Here is a 16007-nt window from a genome sequence, read left to right as displayed (position 1 = left end):
CCATATCAGTACCTATATAGAGTGGTGGTCGAAAGACCGCCACTTTTTTTTGGCTGTTCACGTTCTTGTAAGTGGAATTCCTTAGTCGATGGCGCTAGCCTTGGGGGGTGGAAATTGATGGGAAATTTATTTCTCGACGCTGCAAAACTGAAAGAGGAATTGAATGCCTTTAGCCAGGCTTAACAAGTTTATCTCCAGACGATCGGTGGAAGAGTGCGAAACCGAGCCGTCGTCGCTTGTTTCAGTTGGAGCGGCAAAGATGCCCGACGGCCATCGCGCCTACGTGATTGGCGATATTCACGGTCGTAAGGATCTTCTCTCCTCCTTGCTGGAGCGGATCGCCGCAGACCAGGCGCAGCGAAAAGAGATGGCGGCACATCTTATTTTTCTCGGAGACTATGTGGATCGTGGACCCGATAGCTCCGGCGTTCTCGATATGCTGATTGAGCTTAAAAAATCAGATATGAATGTTATTACGCTGAAAGGAAATCATGAGTCAGCGATGACGTCCTTTCTGCAAGGACCGATGAGGGGCAAGCGCTGGCTCCATTACGGGGGCGATGCAACGCTTAGAAGTTATGGCATTGACCTGCCTCTTGCTGCAATGACGGAAGAAAAGATCAGGGAGGCAGGAAAAAAGCTTAAAAAGAACCTTCCTGATTCCCATTTGCAATTCATAAGCTCACTTGAAGCGAGCTACATGATGGGCGATTACCTTTTTGTTCATGCCGGAATTGAGCCCGATCGAGCCCTCGATGATCAGAAAGAGCATGATCTTCTGTGGATCCGCGACGAATTTTTGGAGCATACGGGACTTTTCGACAAGGTTATCGTGCATGGGCACAGCATCATTCCGGAGCCGGAGTTCAAGGAAAACCGTATTGGAATCGATACGGGGGCCTTTTATTCAAATATACTGACCTGTCTTGTTCTCGAAGGGGAATCCAAGGAAATCCTATGAGGGTGCGGCTTCGTCTTTTATTGTTACCGGCTCTTCTTTCCTCCCTTGCTGTCATTCCATTTCATTCAGTCCTTGCGCAACAAGAAGACTTCTCGCCCGCCCGGTTCCTGGATCAGCCTGACGTATTTCCCGTGGGGGTCTGGCTACAGGATCCGATAAATGCGGCACGCTATAAAACTATTGGGATAAATTTCTACGCCGGTCTTTGGGATGGTCCGACAAAACGGCAGCTGATGCAATTACAGGCGGCGAACATGCCCGTTTTTACGCCTCAGAATGACCTCGCGCTGCAGGAAAAGTACCGCGACATTATTGCCGGATGGATGATGCCGGATGAGCCAGACAATGCGCAGGCCCGTACCGGAGGCGGACTTGGTCCGCCGGTTCCTCCCGACTTCCTGTTGCAGCATTATCAGGAAATGAAGGCGCGCGATCCGAAAAGACCAATTCTTCTAAACCTTGGGCAGGGGGTTGCTTGGGATCAATGGCATGGACGCGGCACACGGACCAACCATCCGGAGGACTATGAAGACTATGTAAGGGCGGCGGATATTCTTTCATTTGATATTTACCCCGTTTCGCACCGGGATGCCGCGATCCGCGGACGTCTGGATTATGTCGCCCGCGGCGTCGATCGGCTGATTGGCTGGTCGGGAGGTAGAAAGCCTGTCTGGAGTGTTATCGAGGCGAGCCGGGTTTCAAATCCTGAGATAACGCTCACAGGAGACCAGGTTCGAAGCCTCGTCTGGCTCAGCATTATTCACGGGGCGAAGGGGATCATTTATTTCGTACATGAGTTTGTTCCGACATTTGTCGAGGCGTCTCTTCTGGATAATTTAGCCTTGCGGGATGCCATTACGGCGATCAATCAACGCCTGCAAAGTCTGGCAGGTGTTTTGAAAAGCGAAAATCTACTGGACGCCGTCTCGGTTAAGCCAGTTTCAAATGCCTATAATCATGTCTCTGCGCTGGTGAAACAGGATGACTGTCATCTCTACATTTTTGCAGGCTCGCTCAGTAAATTTCCTGCTGAAGTGTCGTTCAGTCTTCCGGAGGGCCTCAATACTGATCGAATTGAAGTGCTTGATGAGGCGCGTGAACTCTCTCCTGACACAAGATCTTTCCGGGATAATTTTGGCCCCTATGCAACTCATCTTTATAAAATAGCAAAGGATGAGCCGGGCTGTGAGTAGCTAGTTGATCGGACTTTCCCCAGACCTAAAATCAAAACCGACCGGCAGGTGGCATGGGGGCATATCTGGTGCAATTTGGCCGTGAAATTATTAGGCAAACGTTCGTTATTTTTACAAGATAATTCTCTAATGTAAGGGCGGATACTTACTGACGGGCTATGCCTTGCGTGTTACCCCGCATATGAAAACCTCTTGAGCGGGTCATTGCTCCAATAATCCGCCAATCATCGGTCCAAATATGCAAATTTCATAGCAGCATTCAAATAACACATTGAAAAAATGACGAAATTTTATTTACTATAATTCGTTGCAAATTAACTCTTAATCGATAATTTAAGCATATATTGTCAATCTTGGTAAATATTACTGCAAAATCTGAAGAAGTGGGATTCAGAAAATGGTCGCAAAGGCGCAAGATCTCAAGTTAGAGCATGTTGATAAAATTCTCGGAATAGTTGAAGGCCGGCTAGACAAGAAAACAGCGGCCGATGCAATAAACTTTGTGCGTCTTTTCTATGAGCGCCCGGCGCCGGAAGACCTTATCGGGATCGCGCCGGAGCATCTCTATGGCTCGGCCATTTCTCTGTATAAATTTGCTTCGCAAAGAACTCCGGGAAAAACAAAGCTTCGAGTTTTTACTCCCGATCTTGAGGAACATGGATGGAAGACAACCCATTCGGTCATTGAAATTGTCAATGATGACATGCCTTTCCTTGTCGACAGTGTGACGGCGGCGCTAAACCGGCGTGGTCTCACCGTTCATCAGGTTATCCATCCGGTAGTTTATACAGAACGTGATGCCGATGGGAATCGTGTTCAGACTTATGCAGGTGAACCGAAGGATAAGAAAAAAGCCATCCGTGAAAGCATCATGCATTTCGAGATTGACGAGCAGTCTGATCCGAAAGTGCTAAAGGAAATTGAGAAAAGTCTTCAGGAAACCCTGGATGATGTCCGCATTTCGGTTGCCGATTGGAAACCGGTTCTCGCCAAGGTCGATGCTATTAGCAAGAACCTGAAAAAGAACCCGCCACCGTTGGATAAAGAAGAAATCGATGAGGCGCTGGCCCTGTTACAATGGATGTCGGACGACCATTTTACATTCCTGGGGTATCGGGAGTTTGAATTTGCCTCTGACGGCAAAGGCCGGTCCGACAAATGGAAACTGGTCGACGGTTCGGGTCTTGGTGTTTTGCGCGATCCGACGCGGCGGATCATGACCGGCGGGACAGAGATGTCACCGGAGGTAAAGGATTTCCTTCGCCGCCGTGAATTGATCATTGTCACCAAGGCCAACGTCCGATCCACTGTTCATCGCGCCGTCCATCTTGATTATGTGGGCGTGAAAAAATTCAATGACAAGGGAGAGGTTATCGGGGAGCAGCGCTTTACAGGACTGTTCACCTCTGCCGCCTATAACCGGATACCCCGGGATATCCCCTATTTGCGGCGCAAGGTAAACCAGACACTGGATCTGGCGGGTTTCCAGAAAAACAGCCATGATGAGAAGGCCTTCACCCATATTCTGGAGAGCTATCCGCGTGATGAGCTCTTCCAGATTTCAGTTGACGACCTGTGTGAAAACGCAACGCGGATCATGTCGCTGCAGGAAAGGCCGCGTATTGGCGTGCTGCTGCGGCGGGACCGGTTCGAGAGATTTGTCTCGGTCATCGTTTATATTCCACGGGAAAAGTTCAATACGGACCTGCGCCGAAAATTCGGTGAACTGTTGGCCGAAGAGCATAATGGTTCGCTGTCATCTCATTACGCTCTTGTTGGCGATGACGTGCTTGCGCGAATTCACTATATCATTTCTCTTAAAAGCAAGCATAAGCCCGTCGTCGAAGAAGAGGAACTGGAACGTCGCCTGATCGAGGCCTCTCGCGATTGGGCCGATGATCTTATGGATGTTTTGTTGGAAAAATGGGGTGAAGAAAAGGGTCTTCGCCTCCGCTCACGCTATGGCAATGCTTTTCCTGCCGGTTATAAGGAACGCTTCAATGCGGATCTGGCTCTCTATGATATTGAGAAAATTGACGCGGTTTTAAAATCCAAGGAACTTGGCCTTAATCTCTATCGCTGGGTAGAGGATCCGGAAAACAAGGTCCGCTTCAAGGTCTATAGCCGAGAGACACCACTGACGCTGTCCGATTGCCTGCCGATGCTGGAGAATATGGGACTCAAGGTACTCTCTGAAAACCCGTATCTTGTGGCCTCGGATGAACTTGACGGCAAAGTGTGGATCCATGATTTTGAGTTGATCGAACCCGGCGGCTATGCGCTGGACCTGCATGATTTGAAAGCAAAATTCGAAGAGACTTTCCGTCGCGTCTGGACTGGCAGTATGGAGAATGACGGGTTCAACCGTTTGGTGATGCGCGCCGGGCTTGATTGGTCGAGTGTTGTCGTGCTGCGTGCCTATGCGAAATATCTGCGTCAGGCCGGTATCACATTCAGTCAGACCTATATGATGAACACATTGTCGGGCAATCCAGAAACGTCCCGTCGACTAATCGAGTTGTTTCACGCCCGTTGCGATCCTGCAAAGGACGGCGTAAGGGACGAAAATGTTGCTCGCATCGTGGAGAAGATATGGCTCCTGCTGGATGAGGTTACCAGCCTTGATGAAGACAGAATTCTGCGCCGTTTCGTTAATCTGATCGTCAACACCCTGCGAACGAATGTTTTTCAGGGCTGTCAGGACGAACAGGGAAAACCTTATTATTCGTTCAAGCTGGATAGTCAGAAGCTGGACGAGCTTCCCCTTCCGCGGCCATTCGTTGAGATATTCGTGTACAGTCCAAGGGTTGAGGGCGTGCATCTGCGCGGTGGCAAGGTTGCCCGCGGGGGATTGCGCTGGTCGGACCGGCGGGAGGATTTCAGGACAGAGGTTCTCGGCCTGATGAAAGCCCAAATGGTAAAAAACACGGTTATCGTTCCGGTCGGCTCCAAGGGCGGGTTTTATCCTAAGAACCTTCCGACAACTGGTACGCGGGAGGAATATCTCGCGGAAGGCATCAACTGCTACAAGATTTTCATCTCCGGTCTGTTGGATATTACGGATAACTATGTCGGTAGTGACGTGGTGCCACCGGAAAATGTCATCCGACATGATGGCGATGACCCCTACCTCGTCGTTGCGGCGGACAAGGGAACGGCAACCTTCTCGGACATCGCGAATGAAGTGGCCATTTCCTATGGCTTCTGGCTCGGGGATGGCTTCGCTTCCGGTGGTGCGGCGGGGTATGACCATAAGAAAATGGGCATTACCGCGCGCGGTGCATGGGAATCGGTGAAGCGCCATTTCCGGGAAATGGGTGTTGATACCCAGTCTCAGGAATTTGACGTGGCGGGTATTGGCGACATGTCCGGCGATGTTTTTGGCAACGGGATGCTGCTGTCGAAAAAAATTCGGCTTGTCGCCGCCTTCGATCATCGGAACATCTTTATTGACCCAACACCGGACACCGCGAAAAGCTTTAAGGAGCGCGAGCGCATGTTCGCCCTGCCTCGCTCTTCATGGGAAGACTATAATCCCAAGTTGATCTCAACAGGCGGCGGTATCTTTGACCGCAAGGCCAAATCCGTCTCCCTGACGCCCGAAATCAAGAAACTTCTCGACATTAAGGCAGATACAATAACGCCAAATGAGTTGATGGTTGCCATTTTGAAGATGAAGGTGGATCTGCTTTGGTTTGGTGGGATCGGTACATATATAAAATCCACACATCAGAGCAATGGCGATGTGGGGGATCGCGCAAATGATTCCATTCGCGTCAATGGTAAGGAAGTGCGCGCAAAAGTTATCGGAGAGGGTGGCAACCTCGGGGTGACGCAGCTCGGTCGGATCGAATATGCGCTCAATGGTGGGCGCTTGAACACGGATGCCATCGATAACTCCGCAGGGGTTGATTGCTCTGACCATGAAGTAAATATCAAGATCCTGCTTCGCGCCGTTCTTGATGACGGTGAAATGACGGAAAAGCAGCGGGATCGCCTGCTTGTGGATATGACGGAAGATGTCGGTGATCATGTCCTGATGGACAACTACCTTCAAACACAGGCGCTGACAACGGCGGAGAGGCAGAGCGTTGATAACTTCACCGATGATGTTCTTTTCATGCGCGATCTTGAAAAGAAGGGTCGGCTTGATCGGGCAGTAGAAAACCTGCCGGATGATGAGGAGATTGCGCATCGCCAAGCAGCCAATATCGGCTTTCCACGGCCGGAAATGTCGGTACTTCTCGCCTATGCGAAGATGACGCTTTATGAGGATATCCTTGAGACAAAGCTGCCGGATGATCCTTATTATGATACGTGGTTGGCTCAGTATTTCCCGCCACAACTTCGCGAGAAATATGCCCCGTATGTGGCAAGTCACCGCTTGCGCCGGGAAATTATCACGACGATTATCGTTAATCAGCTGGTTAACCGGGGCGGCCCGACTTTCGTTTTGCAGATGCGCGAAGAGCAAGGGTGCAAGGCGGAAGATGTTGCGCGGGCATTTGCCATCGTCTGTGCGGTGTTCGATCTTGAAAAACTCTGGTCTGGGATTGAGGCGCTCGACAACAAAGTCAGTACGGACATTCAAGGTCGAATGATTGATGTCATCCAGAAACTGGCACGCCGCGCCACACTTTGGTGCCTGCGTCATCTTTCTCAAGAGGATAATATTGCCGATGAGGTTAAGGGGCTGGCGACCGATATGCGCAAGCTCGAAAAGGGTCTCGACGGCCTGTTGAGTGAGGAAGGTAAAAACCGCTTTGTCTCCCGCGCGAACCAGTTGGTCGCGGACGGGGTGCCGGAACCACTTGCGCGTCGGATCGCGGCGCTGGGGCCGCTTCGTTCCTCTCTCGATGTTATCCAGGCGGGCAAGACTTCCGGCCGACCGATCACGGAGGTTGGGGAAGTTTATTTTGCCGTTGGTGCGGAGCTCAATCTTGACTGGTTGCGCAGCGCTGCCGAAACGATCGAGCCGGATAATAATTGGGACCGGCTCGCTATCACGGCAATCATCGACGATCTTTACGGTCAGCAACGGGCAATTACCACTTCGGTTTTTGGCGGCGCCAACGGCCATAAGGGACGGGAAGCTTTCGATTTCTGGCGCGGTAATAACCAGACAAGAATCAAGCGATCTGCGGAAATGATTAAGGAGCTGAGATCAGCTGGTGCGCTGGATATCTCAAAGCTTGTTTTTGCCAATCAGCAATTTCGCGCGATGATTACATGATTGTCTAATCTGGTTCATTGTCGTAGCGTGACGTCGTCTACGGGGTTGAAGGTAAGGGAGACGGCATGAGCTTTATCAGTGAGGGGGCGCCAAAGGAGGCAGGCAAGCTCGGGAAGTTTTCCTGGGCGTTGTTTGACTGGGCGAACCAGCCCTTCTTTACCGTCGTCACCACCTTCATTTTCGCGCCCTATTTCACGTCATTCGTGGCGTCCAGTCCTGCGGAAGGGCAGGCATACTGGGGCTATACCCAGGCGATTGCCGGGATACTGATTGCGATTTTAAGCCCTGTGTTTGGTTCCATCGCCGATGCGGGCGGTGCGCGAAAGCCTTGGATCTTAATCTTCTCCATTCTCTGCGCAATTGGGGCGTTCTCACTCTGGTGGGCCGTACCGGGCATGCAAAGTGGCATATTCTGGATATTGGCAGGCATTGTCGTCGGTACGATCGGGGTGGAGTTCAGCATTGTCTTTAACAATTCGATGCTTCCGACACTTGTGCCGCCACAGCGTATGGGCCGTTTAAGCGGCTTTGGTTGGGGCCTTGGCTATATCGGGGGGCTGATCGCCCTCTTTATTGTGCTGCTCGGTTTTTCGTTGCCGGAAGTACCGCTCTTCGGCCTCAGCAAAGCCCTGCATGAACCTGATCGGATCACAGGGCCGATGGCCGCTATATGGCTAATGGTATTTATTATTCCGATGCTACTGTTCACACCGGATCGACCAGCGAGCGACTTACCAAAGCGGGAAGCTGTGCGACAGGGTCTGAACGCCCTGATGACAACACTTCGGTCATTGAAGAACTTCCGCAATGTTGTCTACTTTCTGATTGCCCGGATGTTCTATAACGATGGCATCCTTGCCCTTATCGGGTTTTCCGGGATTTATGCCGCGGGTCTCTTTAAATGGGGTACGACCGAACTAGGTATCTTCGGAATACTGATCAATTTCTTTGCAATTGCCGGGTGTTTTATCGGTGGGGCGTTAGATGACAAGCTCGGCTCGAAACCGACAATTGTTATTTCCGTTCTTGGACTCGCCTTTGCATCTGTCGGGGTATTATCAATCAGCGATGGTCAGGTTCTGTTCGGGCTGCCCGCTGCCATGCCGGTAGAGGGGAGCGCCTTATTCGCCAGCCCGGCCGAGATGGTCTTCATGGTCTTTGCCTTCATCATGGGCTTTTTCTTCGGACCTGCCCAGGCCGCGAGCCGGACTCTCATTGCGCGCATGGCTCCACTAGAAAAGGCAGGGGAGTTTTTTGGTCTCTTCGCGCTTTCCGGTAAGGCAACGGCATTTGTCGCCCCACTTTTGATCGGGATTGTTACTTCTCTAACCGGGCAGCAGCGCCCGGCGATGATTGTGATTTTTTCACTTCTGATGATCGGCGCGGCATTGATGAGTTTCGTGCGTGAGCCGGAGCATGAATAGAGACTAGGCCAGTTTGACAGCGGTGCCAGACACCGTGACCATCAACATACTGTCGCCGATCACCTCGACGTCGAGACTGATCCCGACAATGGCATCGGCGCCGATTTCGGCGGCCTCCTCTTTCATATCTGAAAGCGCATGGGCGCGGGCATTGCGGATTTCCTTCTGATAGGCACCGGACCGTCCGCCGAGCGTATCGGACACCCGCGCGAAGAAATCGCGGATAAAATTGGAGCCCATGACGGCCTCGCCACCAACAACACCCAGGTAGGAGGCGATTGTGTGTCCCTCAACGGATCCGGTTGTGGTAATAATCATTGCCGTGCTCCTTTAACCAGAAAACTTAATGGCGGAAATGTCGCATGCCGGTAAAGACCATGGCAAGCCCGGCCTCATCTGCGGCGGCAATCACTTCATCGTCGCGCATGGAGCCGCCCGGCTGGATCACCGCTGTCGCCCCCGACTCCGCCGCCGCGAGCAAGCCGTCCGCAAATGGGAAGAACGCATCGGAAGCAACGACAGAGCCTTTTGCCCAAGCGATTGTCTCACCCGCATTCTGCGCGGCCTCCAATGATTTACTGGCGGCGATTTTCGACGAATCGACCCGACTCATCTGCCCGGCACCGACGCCGACCGTGGCGCCATCCCGAACATAGACAATGGCATTCGATTTCACATGTTTGGCGACGGTGAAGGCGAATCTGAGGTCCTTCATTTCCTGATCGCTTGGCGCGCGCTTGGTGACAACCTTCAACTCAGGCAAGGCAGTCAGCGCATTGTCGCGATCCTGAATGAGATAGCCGCTTGCCAGCGACTTCACGAGCCGCCCCGGAATACTTGGATCGGGCAAGCCGCCAGTCAGCAACAGGCGGAGGTTCTTCTTCGCTGCGATAATTTCCTTCGCGGCTTCATCTGCATCGGGCGCAATGATCACCTCGGTGAAAATTTTGACGATCTCTTCGGCGGTTGCCGCGTCCAAAGTCTGGTTAAGCGCGATAATCCCGCCGAAGGCCGACGTCGTATCGCAGGCGAACGCGGTTTTATAAGCTTCCGCGAGAGTTTGTGCCGTCGCAACCCCGCATGGGTTAGCATGTTTGATAATGGCACAGGCCGGACCGCTTACCTTCGGATCGAATTCCGCGACCAGTTCGAACGCAGCGTCGGTGTCGTTGAAGTTATTGTAGGAAAGTTCCTTCCCTTGTACCTGCGTTGCTGTCGCGACACCGGTGCGCTTTTCATCATTGGCATAAAAAGCAGCAGATTGATGCGGATTTTCCCCATAGCGCAAAATTTGTTGGCGCGATCCAGCAAGGATCAGACGGTCGGGATAAGTCTCGCCAAGTTGCGCAGCGTACCAGTTGGAGATTGCTGCGTCATAGGCACCGGTGCGGGCATAGGCTTTCGCGGCGAGTTTTTTGCGAAGCTCGATGCTTGTTTTTCCGCTGGTCTCCGTAAGTTCATCAATGACAGCTTGATAGTCACTCGCATCGACGACGACGTTGACGAAGCCGTAATTCTTGGCAGCAGATCGGATCATGGCGGGGCCACCGATATCGATATTCTCGATGCAGGTATGGAAATCTGCGCCCTTGGCAACTGTTTCTTCAAACGGATAGAGATTGACGACGACCAGATCAATGCCGCCGATCTCATGATCCGTCATCGCTTTTATATGGTCTGGGTTATCGCGCAGCGCGAGAATTCCGCCATGGATTGTTGGATGCAGTGTTTTAACCCGGCCGTCCATCATTTCCGGAAAGCCGGTATGATCAGCGACTTCGGTCACTTTAACGCCGGCGTCCATCAACATTTTGGCGCTGCCGCCAGTAGAAAGAATTTCAACATTAAGTGCCGCCAGCGCCTTTCCGAGATCGACCAGACCGGATTTATCGGAAACGGAAATAAGGGCACGGGAAACAGGTTGCAGATCGGTGCGGGACATCGATGAAATACATCCTCTAAAACAGGTGTTGCGGGAGTATGCGCCCTATAGCACGCAACACGAATTTGCGGAACCTTTTAACGAAAAAAAAACTTGGACAAACTACTATCTCGACGTTACCAAACAACGGACCCATTTTTTTTACAGGACAGTATATCCTATGGCGAATTCAGCACCGGCGGCCCTGAAGGGCGGCGACAAGGTAAGCGGCAAGACAAAACTTTCGATTGTAGGCCTAGGCTATGTCGGGTTACCGCTTGCCGTGGCGCTGGCGAAGAGCTTTGACGTAGTTGGCTTTGACGTCAATAAAGATCGGGTTGAAGAACTTCGCCATGGCCATGACCGGACGATGGAAATCGATACACCTGCCTTGCGGGCCAGCAGTGTCCGCTTCACGACGGATATTAACGACACGCGCGATGCCGATGTACATATTGTAACTGTACCGACACCCGTGGATGACAACGACAAGCCTGATCTGAGCCCGCTGAAAGGTGCTTGCACCGCGGTTGGACCAGTTCTAAAAAAAGGCGCAATCGTTGTCATAGAAAGCACGGTCTATCCGGGTGTGACGGAAGATGTCTGCGGCCCGATATTGGAGGAAACCTCCGGCCTGAAATCTGGAGAGGATTTTTACCTTGGTTATTCACCGGAGCGGATTAACCCCGGCGACAAGGTCCATACAGTCGATAAAATTATCAAGGTTGTCTCCGGTCAGACCGAAGAAGTGACTGATATTCTCGCTGATATTTATGGCTCCGCGACGACAGGCGGCACCTATCGCGCGCGTAACATCAAAACCGCCGAAGCGGCGAAGGTGATCGAGAATGCGCAGCGCGATATCAATATTGCCTTCGTCAATGAAGCGACGATGATTTTCCAGAAACTTGGCATTTCTGCCTATGACGTTCTCGAAACGGCGGGCACGAAATGGAATTTCCTTAATTTTACACCGGGTCTTGTTGGTGGACATTGCATCGGCGTAGATCCCTTTTACCTCGCGCATCGGGCCAACGAGGTTGGCCATTTTGCCGATCTTATCCTGACCGGTCGCCGGATTAACGAGAATATGGGCAAGTTCATCGCCGACAGCATCCATGAAAATCTTAACGGTAAAAGCAAGATCCTCGTCCTCGGTGTGACCTTTAAGGAAAATGTCCCGGACCTTCGCAACACCAAGGTTGTCGATATCATTCAGGTGCTGCGCGATCATGGGCATGAAGTTGATGTGCATGATCCACTCGCTGATAAGGATGAGGCGCAGCAGTTCCTCGGCATCGATCTTATCGAAAGCCTTTCTGATTTGAGCGGCTATAACGCTATAGTGGGGGCTGTTGCCCATTCCGTTTACCGTGATCTGTCGCCAGCGGCGCTGGAAGAGATGATGGGCGGGGATGGATTGGTCGCCGATGTAAAGGGAATTTGGCGCGATACTGAATTTTCACCGCAAATAAAGCGCTGGCAGCTTTAATTTTTAGTCTGAAAGACGGGTCATCGCCCATTTGATCAGGATTGGCTCTTGATCGATAAGCTGGCCTGAAATCACGATCTGCTGATTATGACGGCGTTCCCCGGGTTCGCTGCAATAGACGCTTTCTTCTAGCGATAACCGCGGCGCGGCCGTCAGGAACTTCCATCCCGTGCCGCTTGGCGTGCGGATCAAGATATTCTTCCCGCTTGCACTCCTTGATATGCTCAATTCCGGATGCAGGTGAAAGCGCAGGCTGAAATGGGATCGGCCGGAGGGCGGCATTCTTTCCGGGATGATCTGGTCCTCCCCACGGAGTGCCATGCCGCTGGCGTCCAGATATAGCCGCCGGCGATGAAGAACGCCAACCGTATCGAGATAGCCGTTGCTTTCCAGATCAAGCCAAATATTTCCCTCATCCTCATTGCGGACGGCAAGTTTATGTTCTTCCCCGGACGCGTGGCGGGCCGGGAAAACGGCATTGATATTATCAAAGCCAAGTGTTGAATGCGCCGCAGTCGCCGCGAGCGCATTGCCCCAAGCTGATTCCGGATCACGAACAGCCCCGCAATTCACGATCAACCGTTCCCGTCCATAGCTGAATTCAAAACTCATGAGCCCGGCATGGGATTGCTCGCCTGCGCGACGTCCGCCTTCTCCGCTTTCCAGTATCAACAAGGCACGGCCCGCCTTAATCCGTTCGAACCCGCCTTGCGGAAAGCGCTGCGGCGCACGTCCTGTTGCATCGGAGAGGGAGAGAATATTATCGCAATAGCCTTCCGGCAGTTTGAGGCCCCCGTTAAAGAGCGCCAGACGACCGTCGCCATGTTGGAAAAAACGGATCGCCGGGGCCAATCTGTCGATCGCGTTATTGATTGCAACGGGCACCATCTCGTTCGCGGCCATTAGCGTATTACGAATGCCAATAAGATCACCGATCAGGATCAGATGGCGTTCCGGATTTCGGGAGATATGGCAACCGTCAGCCAGGACGACGCGGCTTAGTTCCGCTTCCAGGGAGGCGAGGTATTTCCCGCTGCTTTTACCCATATCCGGGAAGGAAAGCGCGCCATATAGCAAAGCTTGCCAGCTTGCTACCCTGTCTTCGCCCTCCGGTTTATTTTTGGTAATGCGGCCTAAATGGATATATTGGCGGCGCAAGGACCGGAGGAATTTGAAATTGAATTCACTTTTCTCTTCCTCGAGAAGGATGCTGCTGTAACAAAACCAGGAGATAAGCCGATGGGCCAGCACATCCTCGTCCCAAACATAAGGACGATAGCCGTCAAATTTTTCGATCCAGGAAAGGATTAGCGCGCGCGAATGGCGTCGTGCCGCTTCTGTCCCGTTGGCGTAGAAATCCCGAATCCAACCAAATTGGTGTAATTTCTTGTGCCAGGCGAGGGGCATGCTCTCTGCTTCCCAAGGCACCTGATCATCTTGCTCCAGACTGAAGCCGGCAAATTCGAAATGCCCTTGATAGATGCTGTCCGCCCGTTCCCCATTACCCGGGAAAATTTCAACGGGTGTATGGACAAGGCGCTTTGGCACCCGACTTTTTAAAAGTGCTTGATACGCTCCGCTTGCGTATATCACATCGGAAATCAGTCGCCGCGATGGTAAGCCTCCTTTCGCAGGCGTTAACGCGGCTTTGCTCATGTCCGGCCCAGCACCGCGTTTATATTGGCAGCATATTGTTCGGGACCGCCCTTGAAGACCGCACTTCCCGCGACCAGAAGATCCGCGCCCGCCTCAATCACCAGTGGGGCTGTCTCGGCATTAATTCCGCCGTCGACCTCCAGATCGATATCCCGCCCGGAGGCGTCGATCATCTCACGTAGAGTGCGGATTTTATCAAGCTGGGAGGGGATAAATTTCTGCCCGCCAAACCCGGGATTGACGCTCATCACCAGAATAAGGTCAACCTCATCCATCACATGTTCCAGCGTTGCCGCCGGTGTCGACGGGTTCAGAGAAACCCCAGCCTTGACGCCATGGGATTTAATGAGCTGCAGGCTGCGATGCAGATGTGGGCCAGCTTCCTGATGCAGGGTAATAATATTCGCGCCTGCGTCAACAAATTCAGTGATAAAGGGATCGACCGGGGTAATCATCAGATGGCAATCAAACGGGATATCCGTGTAGCCACGCACGGATTTGGTCACCGCGGGTCCAAAACTGATATTTGGGACGAAATGGCCATCCATGACATCGACATGGATAAAATCAGCGCCGGCTTTCGCGACATTACTGACTTCCTCGCCAAGTTTTGCAAAATCAGCCGCAAGGATGGAAGGGGATATTCTGACCGGTTTACGCATAAGGGGTCCTTCAACCAAAATATTTTCTGCAGTGGCGCCAGTTAAGCTTGTCTTTACCATGACAGAATAGGCGGCTCAAGCGGAGGGCGTAGATATTTTCCGAAGGCGTGCTGCGTAAAATCCATCCATGCCGCCCATATGGTACGGCAAAGTGCGAATATCTCCATCGGAATTAATCAGATCGGATACACCGCCGACTTCCTCTGCCTGGACCGGCTCCCGCTGAATAGCCGGGTTCCGGCTGAGAAGAGCCTCAATCTGAGCTTCGCCTTCTTCCGATTGCAAGGAGCAGACACTATATACCAGCACGCCGCCGGGTTTGAGTATTGCGCAGGCATGATCGAGAAGCCGGGTCTGTAGTTCGCTGAGCTTGTCAACATCCGCCTGGGATTTCAGATAAGCGACATCAGGATGACGACGGAGTGTTCCGGTGCTGGTGCAGGGTGCATCCAACAGAATACCGTCGGGTTGTTGATCCGGTGTAAAGCTTTCGGCATCGCCGACTTTAACTGTTACAGTAAGATTCAACCGCTCCAGATTTTGTTCGAGTCGCTTCAGCCTGTTTTTGGAGCGGTCGAGGGCGATGACTTCTGCGCCTGCCGCTGCAAACTGCGCGGTCTTGCCCCCGGGCGCGGCGCAGAGATCAATGATCTGCTTCCCTGCGACATTCCCCAGAAGTGCGGCGGGGATTGCCGCGGCGGCGTCCTGTACCCACCAGTCGCCCTCCTCAAATCCGGGAAGATCGACAAGCGTAGCTGTTGTCGCCCGGCGGAGAGAGCCTGTCGGCAGGATTTCAGCGTCGAGGGCTTCTGCCCATTTTTTTGGGTCTGATTTGACCGAAATATCGAGCGCGGCTTCCGTCAGATGCGCTTCTGCAATTCGCCGCGCGGTCTCTTCCCCATAATGGACAGTCCAAGCATCCCAAAGCCATAGGGGCGTATTTTTGCGAGGAATATCGATTTTTGAGAGAAGCTTTTCTCCCTGTCGGTCAATCCGCCGGAGGAGTGCATTGACGAGACCTTTATGCTTGCTGCGATCTGGTACTAGTGCGACGGTGTCATGAACTGCGGCATGGGATGGAATGTTCAAATACAGGATCTGCGTAATCCCAATCCGCAAGATATGACGAACATCCAGCGCTTTTTCCGGAAGGGGTCGGTCCAGCATTTTATCAATCAGAGCGTCGATCACCCCAAGATGGCGAAGCGCAGTCGAAGTGATGGCTCGCGCCAGGGCCCGATCGCGCGGCGGAAATCCTTGTAGCACTGGATCAAGCGCTTCTTCCAGCGGTTGGCGTTTTTGAAGTACACGCGTGAGAAGCCGGACCGCGGCGGCCCGTGAATTAGCAGGTGATGTTGTCATCTGCGGCTTCTAGCGGAAATTTGTCTTGCGGTCTATAGATGGTTCAGAAATACTGAAAGACCCTACAGAACACTCTTTCCGCCAATTAACAGTCGGGCTTTAG

Annotated in this window: 10 protein-coding genes; 5 read left to right on the top strand and 5 right to left on the bottom strand. The window is 52.5% G+C overall.

The genetic code is table 11. The features are described from left to right. Positions 1-163: 163 nt before the first annotated feature. The 4 genes from LKE13_RS03505 (at position 164) to LKE13_RS03490 (ending at position 8811) form a co-directional block, all read left to right on the top strand. On the top strand, positions 164-961 hold the full coding sequence (locus LKE13_RS03505; RefSeq protein ID WP_227948307.1) for a metallophosphoesterase family protein: 798 nt from the start codon (positions 164-166) through the stop codon (positions 959-961). Continuing rightward, positions 958-2154 carry a hypothetical protein gene (locus tag LKE13_RS03500; RefSeq protein WP_227948306.1) on the top strand — a complete coding sequence of 399 codons (1197 nt, stop codon included), beginning with the start codon at positions 958-960 and terminating at the stop codon, positions 2152-2154. The genes LKE13_RS03505 and LKE13_RS03500 overlap by 4 nt, the downstream gene beginning before the upstream one ends. A 397-nt stretch (positions 2155-2551) precedes the next feature. Continuing rightward, entirely contained in the window at positions 2552-7387 is a 4836-nt protein-coding gene (locus LKE13_RS03495) for an NAD-glutamate dehydrogenase (protein ID WP_227948305.1), read from the top strand. Between the two features lie 65 nt (positions 7388-7452). After that, on the top strand, positions 7453-8811 hold the full coding sequence (locus LKE13_RS03490; protein WP_227948304.1) for an MFS transporter: 1359 nt from the start codon (positions 7453-7455) through the stop codon (positions 8809-8811). Positions 8812-8814: 3 nt separating this feature from the next. On the opposite strand, the gene LKE13_RS03485 is transcribed toward LKE13_RS03490, so the two are convergent. Both LKE13_RS03485 and purH read right to left on the bottom strand, forming a co-directional pair. Continuing rightward, positions 8815-9129, bottom strand: a complete 315-nt coding sequence (locus tag LKE13_RS03485) for a YbjQ family protein (protein WP_227948303.1) — start codon at positions 9127-9129, stop codon at positions 8815-8817. Positions 9130-9154: 25 nt separating this feature from the next. Continuing rightward, on the bottom strand, positions 9155-10753 hold the full coding sequence (gene purH / locus LKE13_RS03480) for a bifunctional phosphoribosylaminoimidazolecarboxamide formyltransferase/IMP cyclohydrolase (RefSeq protein ID WP_227948302.1): 1599 nt from the start codon (positions 10751-10753) through the stop codon (positions 9155-9157). 160 nt (positions 10754-10913) lie between these two features. Between purH and LKE13_RS03475 the strand changes: the two genes are divergently transcribed. Further along, entirely contained in the window at positions 10914-12224 is a 1311-nt protein-coding gene (locus LKE13_RS03475; protein WP_227948301.1) for a nucleotide sugar dehydrogenase, read from the top strand. Between the two features lie 3 nt (positions 12225-12227). On the opposite strand, the gene LKE13_RS03470 is transcribed toward LKE13_RS03475, so the two are convergent. The 3 genes from LKE13_RS03470 to rsmB form a co-directional block, all read right to left on the bottom strand. Next, the gene (locus LKE13_RS03470; RefSeq protein ID WP_227948300.1) at positions 12228-13880 is read right to left on the bottom strand and encodes a heparinase II/III domain-containing protein; all 1653 of its coding nucleotides are present in this window, start codon (positions 13878-13880) and stop codon (positions 12228-12230) included. Continuing rightward, on the bottom strand, positions 13877-14542 hold the full coding sequence (rpe, locus tag LKE13_RS03465; protein WP_227948299.1) for a ribulose-phosphate 3-epimerase: 666 nt from the start codon (positions 14540-14542) through the stop codon (positions 13877-13879). Before rpe ends, LKE13_RS03470 begins: the two co-directional genes overlap by 4 nt. 75 nt (positions 14543-14617) lie before the next feature. Further along, positions 14618-15904: a 16S rRNA (cytosine(967)-C(5))-methyltransferase RsmB gene (rsmB, locus tag LKE13_RS03460; protein ID WP_227948298.1), complete on the bottom strand. Its 1287-nt coding sequence runs from the start codon at positions 15902-15904 to the stop codon at positions 14618-14620. Between the last annotated feature and the right edge of the window lie 103 nt (positions 15905-16007).

This window comes from Sneathiella sp. HT1-7 (assembly GCF_020731145.1).
Lineage (GTDB): Bacteria > Pseudomonadota > Alphaproteobacteria > Sneathiellales > Sneathiellaceae > Sneathiella.
Note: the sequence above shows the minus strand (reverse complement) of the source record. Positions and strands in the feature narration are given on the sequence as shown.

Coding starts and splice junctions, on each gene's coding strand:
- LKE13_RS03495 (WP_227948305.1), top strand. CDS start 2,552: ATGGTCGCAAAGGCGCAAGATCTCAAGTTAGAGCATGTTGATAAAATT.
- rpe (WP_227948299.1), bottom strand. CDS start 14,542: ATGCGTAAACCGGTCAGAATATCCCCTTCCATCCTTGCGGCTGATTTT.
- LKE13_RS03470 (WP_227948300.1), bottom strand. CDS start 13,880: ATGAGCAAAGCCGCGTTAACGCCTGCGAAAGGAGGCTTACCATCGCGG.
- LKE13_RS03490 (WP_227948304.1), top strand. CDS start 7,453: ATGAGCTTTATCAGTGAGGGGGCGCCAAAGGAGGCAGGCAAGCTCGGG.
- LKE13_RS03500 (WP_227948306.1), top strand. CDS start 958: ATGAGGGTGCGGCTTCGTCTTTTATTGTTACCGGCTCTTCTTTCCTCC.
- LKE13_RS03475 (WP_227948301.1), top strand. CDS start 10,914: ATGGCGAATTCAGCACCGGCGGCCCTGAAGGGCGGCGACAAGGTAAGC.
- purH (WP_227948302.1), bottom strand. CDS start 10,753: ATGTCCCGCACCGATCTGCAACCTGTTTCCCGTGCCCTTATTTCCGTT.
- LKE13_RS03485 (WP_227948303.1), bottom strand. CDS start 9,129: ATGATTATTACCACAACCGGATCCGTTGAGGGACACACAATCGCCTCC.
- rsmB (WP_227948298.1), bottom strand. CDS start 15,904: ATGACAACATCACCTGCTAATTCACGGGCCGCCGCGGTCCGGCTTCTC.
- LKE13_RS03505 (WP_227948307.1), top strand. CDS start 164: ATGCCTTTAGCCAGGCTTAACAAGTTTATCTCCAGACGATCGGTGGAA.